This is a genomic window from Streptomyces sp. NPDC001985, from assembly GCF_040296845.1.
GTDB lineage: Bacteria > Actinomycetota > Actinomycetes > Streptomycetales > Streptomycetaceae > Streptomyces.
On record NZ_JBEOYB010000078.1, the window covers coordinates 1 to 19610 of the forward strand.

A 19610-nucleotide genomic window follows, 5' to 3' on the forward strand; every position below is an offset into this window, starting at 1 on the left:
GGGGCGGGGGCCGCGCTGTCCACCACCCCGCCCCCGCGGCCGCCCCCGCCCGCCCCCGGGCGGGGGGGGCGCGGGCCCCCCCGGCCCCGGCCGCCACCGCGCCGTGCGGCGGGCAGGCGGGAGGCCTTCGCGAGCGCCTCCCGCCGAACGACCCGGGTCAGGACGCGATTCTCGGCCCCCAGGCGTGCCGGTCCCGCAGGGCCGCCTTCCTCCCGAGGTGGCCCTCCCGGACCAGGACCGCGAGGGAGTCCAGGATGACGCGCGAGCTGAGCAGCGCCGTCTGTTCCGCCCAGTCGTACGGGGGAGCGCATTCGACGACTTCCAGTCCGGCGAGACCGGGGGCCGAGATCATCCTGATGAGGTTCAGGGCTTCCCTCGGCAGCAGTCCGCCCGGCTCCGGCCAGCCGGTCCCGGGCACGAAGCCCGCGTCGATGACGTCGATGTCGAAGGAGAGGTACACCGCCTTGGCGCCCTTCCACGCCGTCTCCAGCGCGATCTCCGCGACCTTCTCGATACCGACCCGTTCGACATCCCCCACCGTGATGATGGTGGTGCCACGCTCACGCCCGACCTTGACGCCGGCTCGTGGCGACTGCCAGCCGCCGATGCCGATCTGGACGAGGTTCGTCGCGGGGGCGTTCTTGATGTTCGTCGCGTGGAACCACGGCGTGGTGTGCATGCGCTCATCCAGGTCGGTCTCCTGGGTGTCCACATGCCGGTCGAAGTGGATGATGCCGATGTTCCCGTCGACGTACGGCGCCATTCCCCGGATCGTCGGATATCCGATGGAGTGGTCACCGCCCAGGATGACCGGGAAGACGCCGCGCTGGTACACATGCGCCATCGCCTGGCTGATCTGGTCGAACGACTTCTCCAGATTGCCGGGGATGGTGAACACGTCGCCGATGTCGACGATGTTCAGCTGTTCGCGCAGATCGACACCGAGTTCAAAGCAGTAGGTGCCGAACAGATTCGTCGACCGCCGGATTCCCTGCGGTCCGAACCGGGCCCCGGGCCGGTAGGTGGCACCCGAGTCGAGAGGTGCCCCGAACACGGCGACCTCGGCGTCCTCGACCTGGTTGACGTCCTCCAGGAAGGGGGTCTTGAGGAAGGTTCCCCGCTCACCCGCGAAGTGCGGCAGTTCACCGCGGGAGAACGTGGGAATCGTCCTGTCGACGAGTGTCGGCGATCCGGGCAGTCCGAAGGCGAGCCCCCGCTCGATCTCCTCGTCGTGCCGGAAGAGCGAGATCCGCTGTTCGGCGTCCTGGGCCCACCTGCCCTCCTTCATGGCGAAGGCGTCGCTGTGGGAGTGGCTGTGCGCGTGGGAGTGCGGGTGTGCGTGTGCGGGGCCGGAACCGGGCGGTGTGCCCCGGTCCTCGGGGGGAGAGTCGTTCCCCGATGATGCCGTGGTGATGTCCTGCTCACGGGGCTCGGGTGTTTTCGGCATTTCAGCCTCCAACGAGGCCGTCTTTACGCGGAACCGGTACGGCCACCCTCGTCGGCGGGCGCTCTGATAGCACCTCACCGGCACCATAGCACCGAAGCGCGAACGGTTCAGGGCACACCCGGTGTAGACGGCATGTGGTCCGTGGCGGGAGTGCGCGTCCACTCCCGGCCACGGGCGTTTCGGCGGTGCCGTTCTGTCGCGCGCCCGCGCCACCGCCGCCCGGCGCGCGCGGATCAGCCTGCCGGGAGGGCGACCAGCAGATCGCCGACGGTACCGTCGGCGTCGGGGCGGTAGTACTCACGGATGGAGGCGTCCCAGGCGCCGGAGGCGACGCGGTCCTCCCCGTCGGGGCCCAGGGCGTCGAAGAGCGCCTCGATGTTGGCCGGAGCGAAGCCGATCGCGAGCATCAGGGCGGTGAACTCCGAACGCCCCACCCGGCCGTCGCCCCGCAGGTCGCCGACGGTGGACAGAGCGGCGGCGAACTCCGCGGCGGCCCCGTCGAACTTCTCGGGCGCCAGCACGCAGGCCACGTACTCGTCGAAGTCGACCCTGCCGTCGCCGTCCGTGTCCAACTCGCCGACCAGCGTCTCCCAGTACCGCCGGAACGCCACCGCCACGGCCTCCTGCGCCGTCGGCTCCGCGCCGGGGACGGCGGCCCGCACCCGGTCCGCCATCAAGGTGAAGTCCTCCGCCTCCAGGACTCCGTTGCCGTTGGCGTCGAAGAGGGTGAAGACGAGCTGGACCCGGTTGAGCGCTTCCGTCCGCATCGAAGGTGCTGCCTCTCATGAAGCCGGGATGCCATCAAGTGGCCCGCCGGGGAGTGGTGTTGTCCTCCACTGTGGTCCCTCCGCCCGGGGGTTTCGGCCGCCCCTGGCTCAATCCACCGGATTGGGTGAACACGCGGCACAGGGCCACCGGATGGCGGCGGGCCGGCCGCCGGGGGAGCCCGTGCCCCGTCGCCGGCCGGGCTCGCCCGGCGAGATCCGGAAGAAACTCCCTAGGCGGCGAACGCGATGAGCAGGCTCATGAAGGCGCCGAACCCGAGGAGACCGAGGACCGCCCCGGCCGCCGCGACCCACAGCCGTCCGACGCCGCGCCGTCCGTAGTGCACGCCCGTCATCCCGAAGGTGAGGGCGAGCGCGCCGGCGAGCGCGGTGAACGGGGTGAGGAAGAAGAGCCGGGGCACCGCTGTCCCGAGGACGGAGACGACGCCGAAGAAGAGCGCTGTGGGGCCCAGGAGAACGGCTGGTGACGCGGCGGGGTCGGGCACGGTCCGCTCGGACATGACCTGCTCCTCGTATTTGAACGCGTTCAGATATGCCGATCGTACTCCTGGCGCCGAGCGGTCCGACAGCGGGAAAGGCGGGCGGGGCGGCCAGGGGCGGCACGCGCGGAGGGCGCCTGCGGTGGCCGGGCGTCACATCGAGGGGGTGGGGGGCGTTCAGCGGGTCCCGCCGGGGCGGACCCGGATGCCGCGAGCCCTGACTCGCTGCCTGTCCACGGCCGGACCCGGTCCGCGCGCGGGTCCGTGACCCGCGTTCCGTCGGTCGGCGGGGGCGCGCTGTTCCGGCCGGCGCCCGCGCGCGCCAGGGGCCGAGGCGCTGCTCACGGATCTGGCGGTGGCGTTCCCCGCCCGGGCCGCCGCGGGCGGTCAGGGGCCGTCCGGGGCGGGCCGCGACACCGGCGCCGGGTCATGGCGGAGCCGCCCTCCGGGGAGGACGGCTCTCTTCTGAGGGGCGGGGACGGTCAGTAACGGACCCACAGCTCGTAGACGCCGACCTTCCCGGAGAACGGCTTGCAGAGGTAGAGCGCTCCGTTGAGGGGCCGGAGTGCTTCACCGGCCGCCTGACAGGCGGCCTGCGAGGCGTGGTGGCTGTGGACCCAGAATCCCATGCTGGCGGAGGCCGAGGAGGCGCTGCCGAGGGTGAGTGCGGCGGTGGCGAAGACGGTGGCCGCGATGGCCCCGAGACGCATTCTCATGAACATAACTCCCTTGTCCGAGCGGTGATGTGGTGTGCCATCAGGAGTTGTGCGAGCCGCTCCGGTTGAAGATCCGGAACGGGCAAGCAGAAACGTAGCGGGGCCGATCACAGGGCACAAGAGGTCTACACCAGTAGACCTGAAACGCTTTCGAACTGGGGTGATGCGGTCGGATGGCGCATCCGGATCATCCGGGGACAGCGCGCGGCTCCCCGCCCTGCGCCCTCTCGCGCGCGTGCCGGGACGGCGGGGAGGGTGCGCGGACGGGGACGCGGACATTCATGGGGAGAGGAGGGCCTGATCGCGCCCGGGCGGGGCATCCGCGACACATGACCGGAGAACGCTCCACGTCCCCCCGGATGTCACGGAGAAGGACTGCCCTGAGGCTGCTGATCATGACTCTGGGGGCAGTCGCGCTGGTCGGGTTCTCGATCGTGCTCGCCCGGCTGACCCTGACTCCGTCCACCGCGTCCGCCGATATCGCCGGGGCCAATCTCCAGCCCGGCCGTTCGCTGAGACAGTACGCCGAGGAGTACACCTTCCTCGCCGCCTGCAAACAGATCGGCGGCAATCTGCTGCTCGGAGTGCCCTTCGGACTGATTCTGCCGGTCCTGGTGGCGCGCCGGCTGCGGATGCTGCGGGTGGTGCTGTCGGCCGCCGTGGTGATGGTGCTGGTGGAACTGGTGCAGGGTGCCATCGTCGAGGGCCGGGCCTTCGACGTGGACGATGTCATCCTCAACACCACCGGGGCGCTGATCGCCTATCTCCTGGTGGGACGGTGGATCGGCCACCATTTCCACGCCCTGTCGAGGCCGGAGCCCGAGCCGGTCCCCGCCCCGGACCGGGAACCTCCGCAAGCGCCGCCGCCCCCGCCCGAGCCGGCCCCGGCGGCGCAACCGCCCGTGGTGCCCGCGAACGGCACGGAGAAGTGGGGCAGCGGCTGGGCGGGTGCGGTGCGCCGGCTCAAGCAGGGGCGCCGGCGGGTTCCATGATCCGGTGATCCGGTGATCCGGTGATCCGGTGCGGCGTGCAGGTGTGCGCGCCGCGCCCACCCCGGGGCCGTGGGTCCTCGCGCATGCGTCCTCCGCCACCCGTGCCCGGGCGGGCCGCCGTACGCTCCGGCCACCCTCGCCGGACCCCGGGCAGGGCTCGACACCGCGCCCTGCCCGGGGTCCGGGGCATGTCCCGGGGCCCACGGCGCTGGGGAGTTTCTTTCGGATCGTGCCGGATCGGTGAGCGGGGTCCGGTGCCGTGGATCGCGAGGCGGAGGAGGGAGCCCACGCGGAGCGTCGGCGACCGACGACAACGCGGCGAGGCGCGGTGCCGGGGCTCGCGAGCCCGGCAAGATCCGAAAGAGACGACCTGGACCGGGCGGCTGCCGGGGCTGCCGGGGCTGCCGGGGCTGCCGGGGTTACCGGGGCTGCCGTCGCGGTCGGGGCGCGCTCGGGCCGTGCCCGGGCGTCCCTGAGTGATAACCGGTGCGGCAGGTCCCCGTGGTTACGATGGGCTTCATGGTGTCCACTGACCGGTTACTCGCCTTCTCGGCCATGTCGTTCCTGCTGATCGTGATCCCCGGCCCCAGCGTTCTCTTCGTGGTGGGCCGGGCGCTGGCGCAGGGCCGCCGGGCGGCCCTCACCACGGTCGTGGGGAACACCCTCGGCGCCTATGTGCTGGTCGTGGCGGTGGCACTCGGCGTCGGCGCGATCGTGGAGCGCTCGGTGCTCGTCTTCACGATGCTGAAGCTGGTGGGCGCCGCGTATCTGGTCTACCTGGGGGTCAAGGCGTACCGCCAACGCGGCGCGCTGCACGACTCCTTCAACGGCGACAACCCCCCGCGCGGCGGGATGCGCACCCTCTGGGAGGGCTTCGCGGTCGGTGTCGCCAACCCCAAGACCATAGTGTTCTTCGCCGCCGTGCTCCCGCAGTTCGTCGACCGCGGCGCGGGCAACGTGGTGGTCCAGATGCTGGTGCTCGGCCTGGTCTTCAACGCCATCGCGGTGGCCTGCGACAGCGTCTGGGGTCTCGCCGCTGCCACCGCCCGCACCTGGTTCGCCCGCTCCCCGCGCCGGCTCTCCCTGGTGGGAGGGGTCGGCGGAGTCACCATGATCGGCCTCGGCGTCACCATCGCCGCGACCGGCCACGGGGACTAGGGAGTTTCTCCCGGATCGGGCCGGAACAGCACCGGGCTCACCTCCCCGTGTTCTCCCTGAGGGTGTGCGCGACCAGGGCGTTGGCGTGGCCGTGGCCCATGCCGTGCTCGGTCTTCAGCCAGGTGACCAGCTCCATGTGCCTGCTCAGGGACGAGGAGGAGATCAGCTCCTGCCACTCGGCTATGGGGCGGCCGTACTTCTTCTCGATGGCGGGGAAGTAGCTCGCGGGGCCCTGGGCGCTGTCGGTGCTCATGGTCACCAACGTAACCGAGGGGTATGACAACGGCCGGGGGTCCCGCTCCGCCCTCGCGGCGCTCGGGGCCACCCTCTGTCCGCTGGGTCTGCTGGGCCCGTCGGCGGCCGGTCCCGGCGGTCTGCTGGAGGGCCGCTCGGCGACCCTGACAGCGGTGCCGGTCACCGCCCCCGCCGCCGTGGCGACGGCCCTCGGCGGCTGGCCGCTCGTGGAGCGCGCCGGGCGCCGGCCCCGCCGCCGCCATCACCCCGGGTGCGCGGGTGATTCCGTTCCGTGCCCGGTCGCGCGGCCGTTGTCCACAGGCGGATCTGCGGGTCGCGCCACCGCCGTACTCTGGGCATCGGACCGCGAACCCCCGGAGCAGGAGAAAAATGGCCGTCAATCTGGTCAATGTCGAGGCAGTCACCAAGGTGTACGGGACCCGTGCGCTGCTCGACGGTGTGTCCCTCGGCGTCTCCGAAGGGGACCGCATCGGCGTCGTGGGGCGCAACGGCGACGGGAAGACCACCCTGATCCGGCTGCTGGCGAAGCTGGAGGACCCCGACACCGGCCGGGTCACCCAGAGCGGCGGGCTCCGGCTCGGAGTGCTCACCCAGCACGACTCCCTCGACCCCGCGGCCACCGTGCGCCATGAGGTGATCGGCGATCTCGCCGACCACGAGTGGGCGGGGAACGCGAAGATCAGGGATGTCCTCACCGGCCTCTTCGGCGGTCTGGACCTCCCCGGCTTCCCCCAGGGCCTGGACACCGTGATCGCGCCGCTCTCCGGCGGTGAGCGCCGCCGGATCGCCCTCGCCAAGCTGCTCATCTCCGAGCAGGACCTGATCGTTCTGGACGAGCCCACCAACCACCTGGACGTCGAGGGCATCGCCTGGCTCGCCGAGCATCTGCGGGCCCGCCGCTCCGCGCTCGTCTGCGTCACCCACGACCGCTGGTTCCTGGACCAGGTCTGCACCCGCATGTGGGACGTCCAGCGCGGCGCTGTCTACGAGTACGAGGGCGGCTACAGCGACTATGTCTTCGCCCGCGCCGAGCGGGAGCGCATCGCCGCCACCGAGGAGTCCAAGCGGCAGAACCTGATGCGCAAGGAGCTGGCCTGGCTGCGCCGCGGCGCCCCCGCGCGCACCTCCAAGCCGCGCTACCGCATCGAGGCGGCCAATGAGCTGATCGCCGATGTGCCGCCGCCGCGCGACACCAGCGAGCTGATGAAGTTCGCCAACGCCCGCCTCGGCAAGACCGTCTTCGACACCGAGGACGTGACGGTCCAGGCCGGCCCCAAGGTGCTGCTGAAGCATCTGACCTGGCAGCTCGGCCCCGGCGACCGCATCGGCCTGGTGGGCGTCAACGGCGCGGGCAAGACCTCGCTGCTCCGCGCCCTCGCCGACGCGGCCCGCACCGCCGGTGAGACTCAGCCCGCGGCCGGCCGGATCACCGTCGGCAAGACGGTCCGGCTGGCCTATCTCTCCCAGGACGTGACGGAGCTGTCCGGCAGCCTCCGCGTGCTGGAGGCCGTCCAGCAGGTCCGCGACCGGGTCGACCTCGGCAAGGGCCGGGAGATGACCGCGGGCCAGCTCTGCGAGCAGTTCGGCTTCGGCAAGGAGAAGCAGTGGACTCCGCTCTCCGACCTCTCCGGCGGTGAGCGCCGCCGGCTCCAGATCCTGCGCCTGCTGATGGACGAGCCCAATGTCCTCTTCCTCGACGAGCCCACCAACGACCTGGACATCGAGACCCTGACCCAGCTGGAGGACCTCCTCGACGGCTGGCCCGGCTCCATGGTCGTGATCTCCCACGACCGGTTCTTCATCGAGCGCACCACGGACCGCACCTTCGCCCTTCTCGGCGACGCCACGCTCCGGATGCTCCCGCGCGGCATCGACGAGTACCTGGAACGCCGCCGCGCGATGATCGACGCCGCGACCCCCGCCGCCCCGGCCAGGCCGGCCGACCGGGCCAAGTCCGCCGGGGAGGCCCGCGCCGCCCAGAAGGAGCTGTCCCGCATCGAGCGCCGGCTCGACAAGCTCGCGGGGAACGAGACCAGGCTCCACGACCGGATCGCCGAGAACGCCACGGACTTCGAGAAGGTCGCGGAGCTGGACACCGAGCTGCGCGGGCTGGTCGCGGAGCGCGAGGAGCTGGAGATGCGCTGGCTGGAGCTGGCCGAGGAGTCCTAGGCACTCCCGCGGAGGTCTTGTCACGGAGGCATGACGGGCCGGTTCCCCCTTGGGCACAGGGATGGACCGGCCCATGGCCGTAACTGATCCGAGTGATACAAAGAAGCCCCGCTCAGTGTCGTGCAGCACGCGGGATCGCTGTCCGAAAACGCTCCAGTCCGGGTCACGGCAGAGACGCCGACGCGCCCACCGGACACGCGGGGGAGGCCGGTTCGGACAGCGGCCCGTAGGAAAGGGGACGCGCTGATGTCTCAGCCGCCCAGCCAGCAACCGCCGGGAGGCTTCGGGGCTCCCCGGGACCAACAGCCGGATTCCCCGCCGGGCCCGCCGTCCGATCCCCGGCAGCCGTATCCGCCGCGGGACGCGTCCGGGCAGGGGATACCCCCGGCGCCGCCCCCGCCCCCGCAGGGCCCGCCGCCGGGCGCCCCGGGGCCCGCCGGGGCGCCGGGATACGGATTCCCGCAGCAGCCGGGACCCTACGGGCAGCCCGGCCCGTACGGGCAGCAGGCGCCGCAGTCGCCGTACGGACAGTCGCAGCCGGGGCCGTACGGGCAGCCGCAGGCACCCCAGCCGTACGGGCAGCCCCAGCCGCCCCAGCCGTACGGGCAGCAGGTCCCGGGCCCGTACGGGCAGCAGCAGGTGTACGGCGGCTACCCCGGGCAGGACCAGGTCCGGGCCCAGTCCGCCCATCAGTACCCCGGTCCGCCGGTCCCGCCCGGCGGTGGCGGGGGCGGCGGCTTCTTCCGGGGGAAGCGGGGCGTGGTCATCGCCGCCGCCGTCGCCGGTCTGCTCGTCGTCGGCGGCGGGACCTATCTCGCGCTCAGCGGCGACGGCGCCTCCGGCAAGAAGAAGGACGTCGCCAAGAACGGCGACCGTGACCCGGCCGGCTCCCCGGACGCCGGCGGCGCCACCGGCGGGACGGACAGCGGCACGGACACCGGCGAGGACACCCGCCCCGGCGGCGCGGACGGCGAGCTGAACGCCGGGCGCAAGGACGGCGAGGCGAAGATATCCTTCGTCACCACCAACGACGTGGATCTCCCGCGCAACGGCGTCGACGCCTTCGGCCCCTGGGTCGTGGACGGCACCGTCGTCCGGGCCATGTACAAGCAGATCGTCGGCTACTCCGCCGAGGACGGCAGCAAGAAGTGGACCATCCCGGTCTCCACCGAGGTCTGCTCGGCCACCCTCCGGCCCAGCGACGACGGAAAGATCGTCGTCGGGGTCAAGGACGGCCACACGGAGAAGGCCGAGTGCCTCGATCTCCGGATGATCGACCTCAAGACCGGCAAGGCGGGGTGGAAGAAGACCCTGCGCACCGGCTCCGGCTTCAACTCCCTCACCGACTTCACGCTCACCATCAGCGGCGACACCCTGGGCGCGGCCGGCCTCGGCAACTCCTACGGCATCTCGATGGCCGACGGCAAGGAGCTCTTCAAGGGCCCGGCCACCGGCTGCAAGCCCTTCGCCTTCGCCGGCGGCCCCCGGCTGCTCGCCGCCGCCGGCTGCCCCACCAAGGACTGGAACAAGCCCAGGCAGCAGCTCCAGGAGATCGACCCCACCACCGGCAGGGCCAAGTGGACCTACAGCGCGCCGGAGGGCTGGGAGGTCGAGAAGGTCTTCTCGGCCGATCCGATCGTCGTCTCGATGAAGCAGTCCCGGGAGAAGAAGTGGGGTGTCATCGCGCTCAACGCGGACGGCACCGAGCGCTCCCGCATCCAGGGCGGCAAGGACAGGTTCCAGCCCCGCTGCGGCGGCTCGTTCGTCGTGATGGGGGAGAACCTGGAGGGCTGCATCGGGGTGGCCGCCGACCGGAACACCTTCTACATGGCCACCCAGTCCGCCAAGCCCGGCGGCGCCAACGAGGTCGTCGCCTTCGACCTCGGCAGCGGCAGGGCCAAGTGGCGCACCCCGTCCGGCGGTGACAGCACCATCATGCCGCTGCGCATGGAGGGCGGCGACGTCCTCGCCTACCGCGAGCCGACCTGGGACAAGGGCGGAGTGCTCGCCACCATCGCGCCCTCCGGCGGTGCGCCGAGGACACTGCTGAAGTTCCAGGACGCCACCGCCCAGGCGGAGAGCACCTTCTACTCCTCGCGCATGGTCTACGACGGCGGGCGGTTCTTCATCGCCAGCGGCCGGGTCAGCGCCCGCAACGACGCGGAGGAGAAGGAGACGAAGACGATGATGGCGTTCACCAGGTGAGCGCAGCCCGGCCTCCGGCCCCGGTCCCGTCCCCGTCCCCGTCCCCGTCCCTTCGCCCGGTTCCCCGGGCCGATTCCCCGCAGAGGTGCGCGACACCATGACGCAGCCGCCCCCGCCCCCGCCGCCCCACCAGCCCCCGCAGGGCGGCGGCTTCGGGCCGCCCCAGGACCCGCCCCCCGGCGGGTTCGGCGCCCCCGTCCCCCCGCCGCCGCAGGGGTACGGACCGCCCCCGCAGATGCCGTACGGCTACGGCCATCCGACCCCGGTCCCCGGGCCGGGGAAGAAGCTCGGCATCCAGGCACGGATCATCATCGCGGCGGCCGTCGCCGTGGTGCTGATCGTCGGCTCCGGTGTCTGGTTCGCCGCCTCGCGGGGGGACGGAGGCACCCGGGACGGCACCGGCAGCAGCGCGAGCGGCGGCAAGGAGCGGAAGGGGGAGCAGGAGGGGAAGAAGGGAGGCGGCGCGCCCGACGGTCCCGGCACCGAGAAGGTGCCCGCGGACACCGCCTCCCGGACCGCCTTCGCCCACCCCGAGCCCAAGGTCGAGGACATCACCTTCATCAAGGGCTCCTGGATCTCCGGGAAGACGTTCGTCAAGCCCGGCATCAACTCCGTCGTCGGCTTCGACGCCGACAGCGGCGCCACCGCGTGGACGCTCAAGCTCCCGGGCCAGGTCTGTGCCTCCTCCGCGCACCAGTCCGAGGACGGGAAGGCCGCGATCGTCTTCGAGGCCGCCAAGCGCACCGCGCCCCGTTTCTTCCAGCCCTGCACCGAGGTCGGCGTCGTCGACCTCGGCAGCGGGAAGCTGTTGTGGCGCGCCTCCGTCACCGGTGCCAGGAGCGGGGACGCGAAGGTGAAGTTCGCCGAGATCACACAGAGCGGCACCACGGTCGCCGCCGGCGGTCTGGAGGGCGGCGCCGCCTTCGACCTCGGCAGCGGCAAGGTCCTCTGGAAGCCCGGAGCCGACGCCGGCGAGTGCTACGACCGGGGGTACGGCGGCGGTCCCGCCCTGGTCGCGGTCCGCCGGTGCGGTCCGGTGGGCAGTTCGAGGACCGTCATCCAGGCGCTGAACCCCAAGGACGGCGCGCCCCTGTTCTCGTACCGGATGCCGGAGACGGTGGAGTACGCGAACGTGGTGTCCAGCAGCCCGCTGGTGGTGGCCGCCGATGTGGGCGACACCGCGGGGGTGTCCGGATTCTCGGACCTGTTCTCGCTGGACGGCAAGGGAGCGCTGCGGGCCAGGATTCCGGCCACCGGTGACGCCTATGAGGCCCGGTGCCGGGCGACCGAGGTGGAGAGCTGCAAGAAAATGGCCGTCGGCAATGGCCGGGTGTATCTCCCGACGGCCGCGCGGGAGAGTTCCTCGGGATTCGCCGACACCAATGAGATCGTCTCCTTCGATCTGGCCACCGGGAAGCCGACCAGCGACCGCGCGGACGCGGGCGCCCGGCATCTGCTGATGCCGGTGCGGATGGACGGCGGGAACCTGATCGCGTACAGGACACCGGCTCCCGACAGCGGCGGGCAGGTCGTGAGCATCGACGGGGCCACCTTCGAGCAGACCGTGCTGATGAAGAATTCGGATGAGCGTTCGTCGCGCGATCAGGAGATCGGCTTCACACTGGACAGCGACGAGATCGATTTCGAGAACGGGCGGCTCTTTCTGAGCGGTTCGCTGATGAGCAGGACCACGGTCAGCGATCAGCATCTGGTGGTGGGCTTCAGAACCGGGTGAATTACGTCGTTACCCGCCTTGGCCCGGCATTTCGGAGGTCTCGAAATGCCGGGCCAAGGTCATGTGTTGGTCATGACGTGGTCATAAGGAGCCCTGTCCAACCAACAATTGGGCATTCTGAGGGACTTCTGTCAAGTTTCTGACGCGCTCGTTCGAACAAGCGTGTAGCTTGCCGGGGCAAGGCCGGGTTGCATCAGCGGCGGGGGGATGGGGGTTGCTCGATGGGCGTGCGGCTCATGGTGGTCGATGACCACCGACTTCTCGCCGAGGCGCTCGCCTCGGCGCTGAAGCTGCGGGGGCACCGGGTGCTCGCCGCGGCGGCACCGGCGGCCGGTGCGGCCGATCTGGTGGTCAGCAGGGCGCCCGAGGTGTGTCTGCTCGGCACGGCGACTCCGGCGGAGCCGGGGACCTTCGACCCGGTGGTGAAGATCAAGCGGGAGCGGCCCCAGGTGGCCGTGGTGGTGCTGGGACCGGTGCCGAGCCCCCGGGGGATCGCCGCGGCCTTCGCGGCCGGCGCGTCCGGGTATGTGCGCCACGACGAGCGCATCGAGGGGGTGGAGCGGGCGATGATGAAGGCGCGGGCGGGCGAGGCGGTGGTGGCCCCCGCCCTCCTTCAGGGGGCGTTCGCGGAGCTGCTCAATCCGGTGGCGCAGCCGGATGACGAGGGGCAGAGGCTGTTGCAGCTGCTGACGCCTCGGGAGGTGGAGGTGCTGGTGAGGGTGGCGGAGGGGGAGGATACGCGGTTGATCGCGGCGGGGATGGGGATTGCGCCGAGTACGGCGCGGACGCATGTGCAGCGGGTGCTGATGAAGCTGGGGGTGGGGTCCCGTCTGGAGGCCGCCGCCCTGGCGGCCCGCACCGGCCTCCTCGACCGCGCGGCCCTCTCCCCCCACTAGCCCCTCGCGCCTCAATCGCCGGCGGGGCTGGTTGTGCCCGGGTTTCCGGCGGGGCCTGAGGTCAACCCCCGCGCCACGGTTGACCCGGGCGATCCCGCCCCGTCCGGGAAGCCTGAGCCCGGCCCCCGCGCCTGACGGGCGGCCCGAGCAAACTCAGCCCGTCCGGGAAACCCCAGCCCGTCCGGCGCTTGAGGACGACTCCCGCGCGACGGGTGACCCGGGCGATCTCAGCCCGTCCGGCGTTTGAGGACGGACCCTGGTCCACAGGTTCCCGCATCCTGCGGGCCACGGTCGGGGGCCAGCCCCCGAACCCCCGCTCCTCAATCGCCGGAGGGGCTGGGGTGTGCTGCCTCAATCAGCCGGAGGGGCTGGTTTTCGTGCATCAGCTCGCTGGAGAGGCTGGGGTGGTGCGGCTCACCCGCCAGAGGGGCCGGGTGGTGCGGCTCACCCGCCAGAGGGGCCGGGTGGTGCGGCTCACCCGCCAGAGGGGCCGGGTGGTGCGGGTCAGCCGTCGGCGGGCTGATGCATCTCAGCCCGCCTGCGGGCACTTCCCAGTGGCAGCTCTGGGGGAGTCTGAGGACGCACCCCGTACCACGGGTGACCCGAGCAATTCCAGCCGGTCCGGCACTTGAGGACGGACCCACCTGGGCAATCCCAGCCTGTCTGGGGGCACCTCCCAGAGGCAGCTCTGGGGGAGTTTGAGGACAACCCCCGCGCCACGGGTGACCCGGGCAAACTCAGCCCGTCCGGCGCTTGAGGACGGACGACCCTGTGCCAGGGAACCCCGCATCCCGCGAGATTCAGCCCGTCCGGCGTTTGAGGACGGACCCCGCGCCACGGGACCCCGCACCATCCGGGGCCCGGCCCCCAACCCCACCCCCCACCCCCCCGGAGGGCGAATCCTCCCGCCCTGGCGGTTCTCGCAGGCTTCGCGAGAAATTTCCGGTACATATGCAACGGAATGCCATCCATCGCGCCCCACCCCCTCCCATTGACGCTCCCTGTTGGCTTGTGTTTTGGTGTGTGCGCTTATGTTTGATGCGGTCGAGGGAGCATCACCATGAAGAAGACATCCACCCGGCTCGCCGACGGCCGCGAACTCCTCTACTACGACTCCCGCGACGACACCGTCCGCGACGCCGTCGACCTGCGCCCCCTCGACCCCCTCCCTCCCACCCCCGAGCTGCGCCGCGACCCCCTCCTCGGGGACACCGTCGCCATCGCCGCCCACCGGCAGAACCGCACCTATCAGCCGCCGGCCGGTGAGTGCCCGCTCTGTCCGTCGCGTGACGGGCGCCTCAGCGAGATCCCGGCCGACGACTACGACGTGGTCGTCTTCGAGAACCGCTTCCCCTCCCTCGCCGGGGACTCCGGCCGCTGCGAGGTCGTCTGCTTCACCTCCGACCACCACGCCTCCTTCGCCGACCTCGGCGAGGAGCAGGCCCAACTGGTCCTCGCCGCCTGGACCGACCGCACCGCCGAACTCGCCGGGCTGCCCCAGGTCGAGCAGGTGTTCTGCTTCGAGAACCGGGGCGCCGAGATCGGCGTCACCCTCGGCCATCCGCACGGGCAGATCTACGCGTACCCCTTCGTCACCCCGCGCACCGCGCTGATGCTGCGCTCGGCCGCCGCCCACCGCGAGCGCACCGGCGGCAACCTCTTCGACGAGGTCGTCGCGGCCGAGCTGGCCGGCGGCGAGCGGGTGGTGCTCGCCACCGGCCACTGGGTGGCCTTCGTCCCGTACGCCGCCCACTGGCCCTACGAGATCCATCTCCACCCCCGCCGGCGGGTGCCCGATCTGCGCGGCCTCGACGCCGCCGCGCGGGCCGAGTTCCCCCGGGTCTATCTGGAGCTGCTGAAGCGGTTCGACCGTGTCTTCGGGGAGGCCGAGCCGCCCACCCCGTATGTCTCCGCCTGGCACCAGGCCCCCTTCCGGGCGGCGGGCCGCGACGATTTCGCGCTCCATCTTGAGCTTTTCACCATTCGCCGTACTCCCGGCAAGCTCAAGTTTCTCGCCGGTTCCGAGTCCGGTATGAGCGTGTTCATCAACGATGTGCCGCCGGAGGCCGCGGCCCGACGACTGCGAGAGGCAGCGAGCGAATGAACAAGTACCTGGTGACGGGCGGCGCCGGATACATCGGCGGGGTGGTGGCGCGCCATCTGCTGGAGGCCGGCCACCGGGTGGTGGTCCTGGACAATCTCTCCACGGGATTCCGGGATTCCGTGCCGCCGGGCGCTGAGTTCATCGAGGGCGATATCCGCGACGCCGCGCAATGGCTCGAACCCGGATATGACGCGGTGCTCCACTTCGCCGCGTACTCCCAGGTCGGCGAGTCCGTGGCGAAGCCGGAGAAATACTGGGACAACAACGCGGGCGGCACGATGGCGCTGCTCGCGGCCATGCGGACCGCCGGGGTCCGCCGACTGGTCTTCTCCTCCACGGCCGCCGCCTATGGCGAACCGGCCCGTACCCCCGTCACCGAGTCCGACCCGGCCGCCCCCACCAGTCCCTATGGCGCGTCCAAGCTCGCCGTCGACCATATGATCACCGGCGAGGCGGCGGCCCACGGCCTCGCGGCGGTCTCCCTGCGGTACTTCAATGTCGCGGGGGCCTACGGCGGCCAGGGCGAGCGCCACGACCCCGAGACCCATCTCATCCCGCTGCTCCTGGAGGTCGCGCTCGGCCGCCGCGCGTCGATCTCGGTGTACGGGGACGACTACCCCACGCCCGACGGCACCTGCGTCCGCGACTACATCCATGTCGCCGACCTCGCCGAGGCCCATCTGCTGGCCCTGGCGGCGGCGGCCGAGGGCGAGCATCTGATCTGCAATCTCGGCAACGGCGACGGCTTCTCGGTGCGGGAGGTCATCGAGGCGGTCCGGCACATCACCGGGCACCCCGTGCCGCAGTCGCTCGCCCCCCGCCGGCCCGGCGATCCGGCGGTGCTGGTGGCCTCGTCCGCCGTCGCCCGGGAGCGGCTCGGCTGGCGGCCCGCCCGCCCGGGGCTCACCGGGATCGTCACGGACGCCTGGGAGTTCGCCCGGGAGCGGTCCGCCGCGCGCTCCGTGGCGCGGTCCGTATGAGCGGGGGCGTGTGGGCGGCGCCCGGCCGGGTCAATCTGATCGGGGAGCACACCGACTACAACGACGGCCTGGTGATGCCCTTCGCGCTGCCGCTGACGGTGGTGGCGACGGCGGAGCGGCGCGACGACGGGGTGCTGCGGCTCGTGTCGGCGGACGCCGCCGGCGGTCCGGTGCTGCTGCGGGTCGGCGAACTCGCGCCGGGGCACGGCCCGCGCGGCTGGACCGACTACCCGGCCGGGGTCCTCTGGGCGCTGCGCGAGGCGGGCCACCGCGTCGGCGGCGCGGATCTGCGCTACGAGTCGACGCTCCCGGCGGGCGCCGGGCTCTCCTCCTCGGCCGCGCTGGAGGTGGTGACCGCGCTGGCCCTCGACGAGCTGTACGGTCTCGGCCTGGAGCGGCAGGAGCTGGCGCTGCTCTGCCGCCGCGCGGAGAACGCCTACGCGGGCGCGCCCACCGGGATCATGGACCAGACGGCGTCCGCGTGCTGCACCGAGGGGCATGCGCTGTATCTGGACACCCGGAACCTCTCCCACCGGCACATCCCGCTGGATCTCGCGGCGCACGGTCTCGCCCTGCTGCTGGTCGACACCGGGGTGAGGCACGCGCACAGCGCGGGGGAGTACGGCAGGCGCCGCGCGGGCTGTGAGACGGCGGCCCGGGAGCTGGGGGTGCGGGCCCTGCGGGACATTCCGTATCCGGGTCTCGCCGAGGCGCTGGGCCGGCTCGCGGACCCGGGGCTGCGGGCGCTGGTGCGGCATGTGGTCACGGAGAACGAGCGGGTGGAGCGGGTGCGGACGGCGCTGGAGACGGGGGAGGCCCGGGCGGTCGGCCCGGTCCTCACCGAGGGCCATGCCTCCCTGCGCGACGACTTCCGGGTCTCCTGCCCGGAGCTGGACCTCGCGGTGGAGTCCGCGCTGACCGCCGGGGCACTCGGCGCCCGGCTGACCGGCGGTGGCTTCGGGGGGTCGGCGATCGTGCTCGTCGAGGCCCCGGAGAGCGACGCGGTGGCCGAGTCCGTGGCGTCGGCGTTTGCGGAGGCGAGTTTTCCCAGGCCGAAAATCTTCGGTGCGGTGGCGGCGCCGGGAGCGCGCCGGATCGTATGACCGGGACCCGTGCGACCTGCACGCGGTCCGCGAATCCCGGTCGAATTGTGTCCCATTACGAAACATCAGGCACACCCTGAACACCACGGCCAATCAGTTCTGCAAATAGCCTTCCCCTCCCGGCCCCCGCCCGTACTCTGATGCTCAGCGCCGGTGGGGGCCGGTGTTGATCAGGGGGCGAGAACCGTCGGGTACGACGCCCGGGGCGGGGTACCAGTCACAGCACGGCGGCGGCCGGGCGGTGAGGTGTCCCTCTCCCGGGCGGCGTGCCCGCGCCGTCCGCCCTCCGAGCCAGGGGGTGTCTGTGGTCCGTATCCGGGTCCTGGTGGTGGATGACCACCGAATCTTCGCCGAGTCGCTCGCAGCCGCTCTCGCGGCCGAGCCCGACGTCGACGTCGCGGCGGCGGGCAGTGGTCCCGCCGCGCTCCGATGTCTGGAGCGGGGCGCGGCCGACAGCCGCGCCTTCGACGTCATGCTCGTCGACGCCGATCTCGGCACCGGCCTGGGGCAGGGGGGCCGGGCGCCCATAGCCCGGGCCGTCTCCGACGACGGCGACGACGGCCTCGTCGACGGGATCTCCCTGGTCGCCGGGGTGCGCTCCGGGCACCCCGGGGTCCATACCGTCGTCCTCGCCGAGAAGGACGATCCGCGCCGGGCCGCGCTCGCCCTCCAGGCGGGGGCCTCCGGCTGGGTCGCCAAGGACTGCTCGCTCCAGCGGCTGCTCGCCGTGATCCGGGGGGTGCTGCGGGAGGAGACCCATCTGCCGCCCGCGCTGCTCACCGGCGTACTGCGGGAGCTGACCGCCGCGCGCAAGCACCGTACGGAGAGCGAGCGGCTGGTGGAGTCGCTGACCCCGCGCGAGCGGGAGGTGCTCCGGTGCATGGTGGCGGGACTGGGGCGCAAGGCGGTCGCCGAGCGCCTCTTCCTCTCCCCGCACACCGTCCGCACCCATATGCAGAATGTGCTGGGCAAGCTCGGGGTGCACTCCACGCTCGCGGCGGTGGCGCTCGCGAGACGGGCGGGTGTCGGCCCGGCCGAGCTAACCGGGAATGTTGTCGAACGGGGCGGTCAGCTGGCGTAGCAGGGCGGCCAGCTCGGCCCGCTGGGCCCGGGACAGCTCGGAGAGGATCGCCCGCTCCTGCTCCAGCAGACCGGCCAGCGCCTGGTCCGCGCGGTCGCGGCCCTCGGCGGTCAGCCGCACCAGCACCCCGCGCCGGTCGCTGGGGTCGGGCAGCCGCTCCACCAGGCCCTTCTTGGCGAGCCGGTCGATCCGGTTGGTCATGGTGCCCGAGGTGACCAGCGTCTGGGTGAGCAGTTGTCCCGGTGAGAGCTGATACGGGTCCCCGGCGCGGCGCAGCGAGGTCAGCACATCGAACTCCCAGGGTTCGAGCTGATGCTCGGAGAAGGCGAGCCGCCGGGCCCGGTCCAGATGCCGGGCGAGTCTGGAGACGCGGCTGAGCACCTCCAGCGGTTCCACGTCGAGGTCAGGGCGCTCGCGGCGCCAAGCTGCGACCAGTCGATCGACCTCGTCCTCCATGGCGATCAGTGTAGAGGGTCTGTCGACATGAAGTCTCTTGACGTCAAGATATGACCTGCCCCAGGATGGCCGGAGAGGGGCCGGGACACCTGGTTCCGCCGCTTCTGTGCCGTATCCACCCGGGCCCGCCGGGGTTCCCGCAGAGATGCCGGGAGACTCCGGGGTCCCCTCCGCAAGGGGCTCGTCACCCATGCTCTCCGCAGAGAACTCACCCGTCTGGGACCCCCGGCAGTATCTGCGCCACGCGGGCCACCGCACCCGCCCGTTCCTCGACCTCCTCGCCCGCGTCCCCGCGCCGCCGCGCGGGGAGGACGGCGGCGGCCCCCGGATCGCCGACCTCGGCTGCGGCGCGGGCAATGTCACCGCGCTGCTCGCGGAGCGCTGGCCCACGGCCGTGATCACCGGCTTCGACAACTCCCCGGAGATGCTCGCCCGCGCCGGGAAGGAGCACGCGGGCCCCACCCCGGGCGGCGGCAGCCTCGGCTTCCGGACGGCGGACGCCGCCCACTGGACCCCGGACGAGCCGTACGGCCTGATCGTCTCGAACGCCCTCTTCCACTGGGTGCCCGGCCACGCCGACTCCTTCGACCGCTGGATCGGCGCTCTCGCCCCCGGCGGCACCTTCGCCTTCCAGGTCCCGGGGAACTTCGCCGCCCCCAGCCACACCCTGCTCACCGAGGTCTGCGCGTCCCCGCGCTGGCGCGACCGGCTCGGCGGCGACCAGGGGCGCTCCCACACCCTGGACCCGGCCGAGTATCTGCGCCGGCTCACCGGCCCGGGACGCGTGGTGGATGTCTGGGAGACCACCTATCTCCAGCTGCTCACCGGCGACGACCCCGTCCTGGACTGGGTCAAGGGGACCAGCCTGCGGCCGGTGCTCACCGCCCTGGACGGCGATCCGGCGGCCCTGTCGGCGTTCCTGGAGGAGTACGGCGCGCTGCTGCGGGCCGCCTATCCGGCCGGCCCGCACGGCACCGTCTACCCCTTCCGGCGGATCTTCGCCGTCGTCCGCACGACGACCGCCGGCTGACGACGGCCGGCTGACGACG

The 19610-nt window shown here is 72.2% G+C and carries 17 protein-coding genes and 1 riboswitch; of the genes, 11 read left to right on the forward strand and 6 right to left on the reverse strand.

Annotated features, from left to right (window positions below):
• Nucleotides 1-157: 157 nt before the first annotated feature.
• The 4 genes from ABT122_RS27790 to ABT122_RS27805 all read right to left on the reverse strand — a co-directional run bounded on the left by ABT122_RS27790 (nucleotide 158) and on the right by ABT122_RS27805 (nucleotide 3427).
• Nucleotides 158-1447: an agmatinase family protein gene (locus ABT122_RS27790; RefSeq protein ID WP_351557884.1), complete on the reverse strand. Its 1290-nt coding sequence runs from the start codon at nucleotides 1445-1447 to the stop codon at nucleotides 158-160.
• An 11-nt stretch (nucleotides 1448-1458) separates the two neighbouring features.
• A riboswitch (guanidine-III (ykkC-III) riboswitch) is annotated at nucleotides 1459-1525 on the reverse strand.
• Between the two features lie 155 nt (nucleotides 1526-1680).
• The gene (locus ABT122_RS27795; RefSeq protein WP_351557886.1) at nucleotides 1681-2214 is read right to left on the reverse strand and encodes an EF-hand domain-containing protein; all 534 of its coding nucleotides are present in this window, start codon (nucleotides 2212-2214) and stop codon (nucleotides 1681-1683) included.
• A 230-nt stretch (nucleotides 2215-2444) separates the two neighbouring features.
• Nucleotides 2445-2732 carry a hypothetical protein gene (locus ABT122_RS27800; RefSeq protein WP_351557888.1) on the reverse strand — a complete coding sequence of 96 codons (288 nt, stop codon included), beginning with the start codon at nucleotides 2730-2732 and terminating at the stop codon, nucleotides 2445-2447.
• Between the two features lie 461 nt (nucleotides 2733-3193).
• Nucleotides 3194-3427 (reverse strand): hypothetical protein, encoded by a 234-nt coding sequence (locus tag ABT122_RS27805; RefSeq protein WP_351557890.1) that lies wholly within the window; start codon nucleotides 3425-3427, stop codon nucleotides 3194-3196.
• A 395-nt stretch (nucleotides 3428-3822) separates the two neighbouring features.
• Here ABT122_RS27805 and ABT122_RS27810 point away from each other — a divergent pair, with 395 nt between their 5' ends.
• Both ABT122_RS27810 and ABT122_RS27815 read left to right on the forward strand, forming a co-directional pair.
• Nucleotides 3823-4419: a VanZ family protein gene (locus tag ABT122_RS27810; RefSeq protein WP_351557892.1), complete on the forward strand. Its 597-nt coding sequence runs from the start codon at nucleotides 3823-3825 to the stop codon at nucleotides 4417-4419.
• Between the two features lie 519 nt (nucleotides 4420-4938).
• Complete coding sequence (locus tag ABT122_RS27815) at nucleotides 4939-5577, forward strand: LysE family translocator (protein WP_351557895.1); 639 nt, start codon at nucleotides 4939-4941, stop codon at nucleotides 5575-5577.
• Nucleotides 5578-5614: 37 nt separating this feature from the next.
• On the opposite strand, the gene ABT122_RS27820 is transcribed toward ABT122_RS27815, so the two are convergent.
• On the reverse strand, nucleotides 5615-5830 hold the full coding sequence (locus ABT122_RS27820; RefSeq protein WP_351557897.1) for a DUF4287 domain-containing protein: 216 nt from the start codon (nucleotides 5828-5830) through the stop codon (nucleotides 5615-5617).
• A 371-nt stretch (nucleotides 5831-6201) separates the two neighbouring features.
• Here ABT122_RS27820 and ABT122_RS27830 point away from each other — a divergent pair, with 371 nt between their 5' ends.
• The 8 genes from ABT122_RS27830 to ABT122_RS27865 all read left to right on the forward strand — a co-directional run bounded on the left by ABT122_RS27830 (nucleotide 6202) and on the right by ABT122_RS27865 (nucleotide 18105).
• Nucleotides 6202-8001 carry an ABC-F family ATP-binding cassette domain-containing protein gene (locus ABT122_RS27830; protein ID WP_351557899.1) on the forward strand — a complete coding sequence of 600 codons (1800 nt, stop codon included), beginning with the start codon at nucleotides 6202-6204 and terminating at the stop codon, nucleotides 7999-8001.
• Nucleotides 8002-8247: 246 nt separating this feature from the next.
• Complete coding sequence (locus ABT122_RS27835; RefSeq protein WP_351557901.1) at nucleotides 8248-10206, forward strand: outer membrane protein assembly factor BamB family protein; 1959 nt, start codon at nucleotides 8248-8250, stop codon at nucleotides 10204-10206.
• A 97-nt stretch (nucleotides 10207-10303) separates the two neighbouring features.
• Entirely contained in the window at nucleotides 10304-11941 is a 1638-nt protein-coding gene (locus tag ABT122_RS27840) for an outer membrane protein assembly factor BamB family protein (RefSeq protein ID WP_351557903.1), read from the forward strand.
• Between the two features lie 221 nt (nucleotides 11942-12162).
• Nucleotides 12163-12837, forward strand: coding sequence for a helix-turn-helix transcriptional regulator (locus ABT122_RS27845; protein ID WP_351557904.1), 675 nt, complete (start codon nucleotides 12163-12165; stop codon nucleotides 12835-12837).
• 1060 nt (nucleotides 12838-13897) lie between these two features.
• Entirely contained in the window at nucleotides 13898-14941 is a 1044-nt protein-coding gene (gene galT / locus ABT122_RS27850; RefSeq protein WP_351557906.1) for a galactose-1-phosphate uridylyltransferase, read from the forward strand.
• Nucleotides 14938-15921, forward strand: a complete 984-nt coding sequence (gene galE, locus ABT122_RS27855; protein WP_351557908.1) for a UDP-glucose 4-epimerase GalE — start codon at nucleotides 14938-14940, stop codon at nucleotides 15919-15921. Before galT ends, galE begins: the two co-directional genes overlap by 4 nt.
• The gene (gene galK / locus ABT122_RS27860; RefSeq protein WP_351557910.1) at nucleotides 15918-17024 is read left to right on the forward strand and encodes a galactokinase; all 1107 of its coding nucleotides are present in this window, start codon (nucleotides 15918-15920) and stop codon (nucleotides 17022-17024) included. Before galE ends, galK begins: the two co-directional genes overlap by 4 nt.
• Nucleotides 17025-17328: 304 nt before the next feature.
• Nucleotides 17329-18105, forward strand: a complete 777-nt coding sequence (locus tag ABT122_RS27865; protein ID WP_351557912.1) for a LuxR C-terminal-related transcriptional regulator — start codon at nucleotides 17329-17331, stop codon at nucleotides 18103-18105.
• Here the strand turns inward: ABT122_RS27865 and tamR are convergent.
• Nucleotides 18064-18561, reverse strand: a complete 498-nt coding sequence (gene tamR, locus ABT122_RS27870; RefSeq protein WP_351557913.1) for a MarR family transcriptional regulator TamR — start codon at nucleotides 18559-18561, stop codon at nucleotides 18064-18066. The two genes, ABT122_RS27865 and tamR, sit on opposite strands and share 42 nt — an antisense overlap.
• Nucleotides 18562-18751: 190 nt before the next feature.
• Between tamR and ABT122_RS27875 the strand changes: the two genes are divergently transcribed.
• Entirely contained in the window at nucleotides 18752-19591 is an 840-nt protein-coding gene (locus ABT122_RS27875) for a trans-aconitate 2-methyltransferase (RefSeq protein WP_351557915.1), read from the forward strand.
• The last annotated feature ends 19 nt before the right edge of the window (nucleotides 19592-19610 follow it).

What these genes read in the sequence shown, in the direction of transcription:
- ABT122_RS27815 (WP_351557895.1), top strand. Translation starts at nt 4,939, where the DNA reads ATGGTGTCCACTGACCGGTTACTCGCCTTCTCGGCCATGTCGTTCCTG.
- tamR (WP_351557913.1), bottom strand. Translation starts at nt 18,561, where the DNA reads ATGGAGGACGAGGTCGATCGACTGGTCGCAGCTTGGCGCCGCGAGCGC.
- ABT122_RS27830 (WP_351557899.1), top strand. Translation starts at nt 6,202, where the DNA reads ATGGCCGTCAATCTGGTCAATGTCGAGGCAGTCACCAAGGTGTACGGG.
- galE (WP_351557908.1), top strand. Translation starts at nt 14,938, where the DNA reads ATGAACAAGTACCTGGTGACGGGCGGCGCCGGATACATCGGCGGGGTG.
- ABT122_RS27810 (WP_351557892.1), top strand. Translation starts at nt 3,823, where the DNA reads ATGACTCTGGGGGCAGTCGCGCTGGTCGGGTTCTCGATCGTGCTCGCC.
- galT (WP_351557906.1), top strand. Translation starts at nt 13,898, where the DNA reads ATGAAGAAGACATCCACCCGGCTCGCCGACGGCCGCGAACTCCTCTAC.
- ABT122_RS27845 (WP_351557904.1), top strand. Translation starts at nt 12,163, where the DNA reads ATGGGCGTGCGGCTCATGGTGGTCGATGACCACCGACTTCTCGCCGAG.
- ABT122_RS27820 (WP_351557897.1), bottom strand. Translation starts at nt 5,830, where the DNA reads ATGAGCACCGACAGCGCCCAGGGCCCCGCGAGCTACTTCCCCGCCATC.
- ABT122_RS27835 (WP_351557901.1), top strand. Translation starts at nt 8,248, where the DNA reads ATGTCTCAGCCGCCCAGCCAGCAACCGCCGGGAGGCTTCGGGGCTCCC.
- ABT122_RS27800 (WP_351557888.1), bottom strand. Translation starts at nt 2,732, where the DNA reads ATGTCCGAGCGGACCGTGCCCGACCCCGCCGCGTCACCAGCCGTTCTC.
- ABT122_RS27795 (WP_351557886.1), bottom strand. Translation starts at nt 2,214, where the DNA reads ATGCGGACGGAAGCGCTCAACCGGGTCCAGCTCGTCTTCACCCTCTTC.
- ABT122_RS27805 (WP_351557890.1), bottom strand. Translation starts at nt 3,427, where the DNA reads ATGAGAATGCGTCTCGGGGCCATCGCGGCCACCGTCTTCGCCACCGCC.
- ABT122_RS27790 (WP_351557884.1), bottom strand. Translation starts at nt 1,447, where the DNA reads ATGCCGAAAACACCCGAGCCCCGTGAGCAGGACATCACCACGGCATCA.
- ABT122_RS27875 (WP_351557915.1), top strand. Translation starts at nt 18,752, where the DNA reads ATGCTCTCCGCAGAGAACTCACCCGTCTGGGACCCCCGGCAGTATCTG.
- ABT122_RS27840 (WP_351557903.1), top strand. Translation starts at nt 10,304, where the DNA reads ATGACGCAGCCGCCCCCGCCCCCGCCGCCCCACCAGCCCCCGCAGGGC.
- galK (WP_351557910.1), top strand. Translation starts at nt 15,918, where the DNA reads ATGAGCGGGGGCGTGTGGGCGGCGCCCGGCCGGGTCAATCTGATCGGG.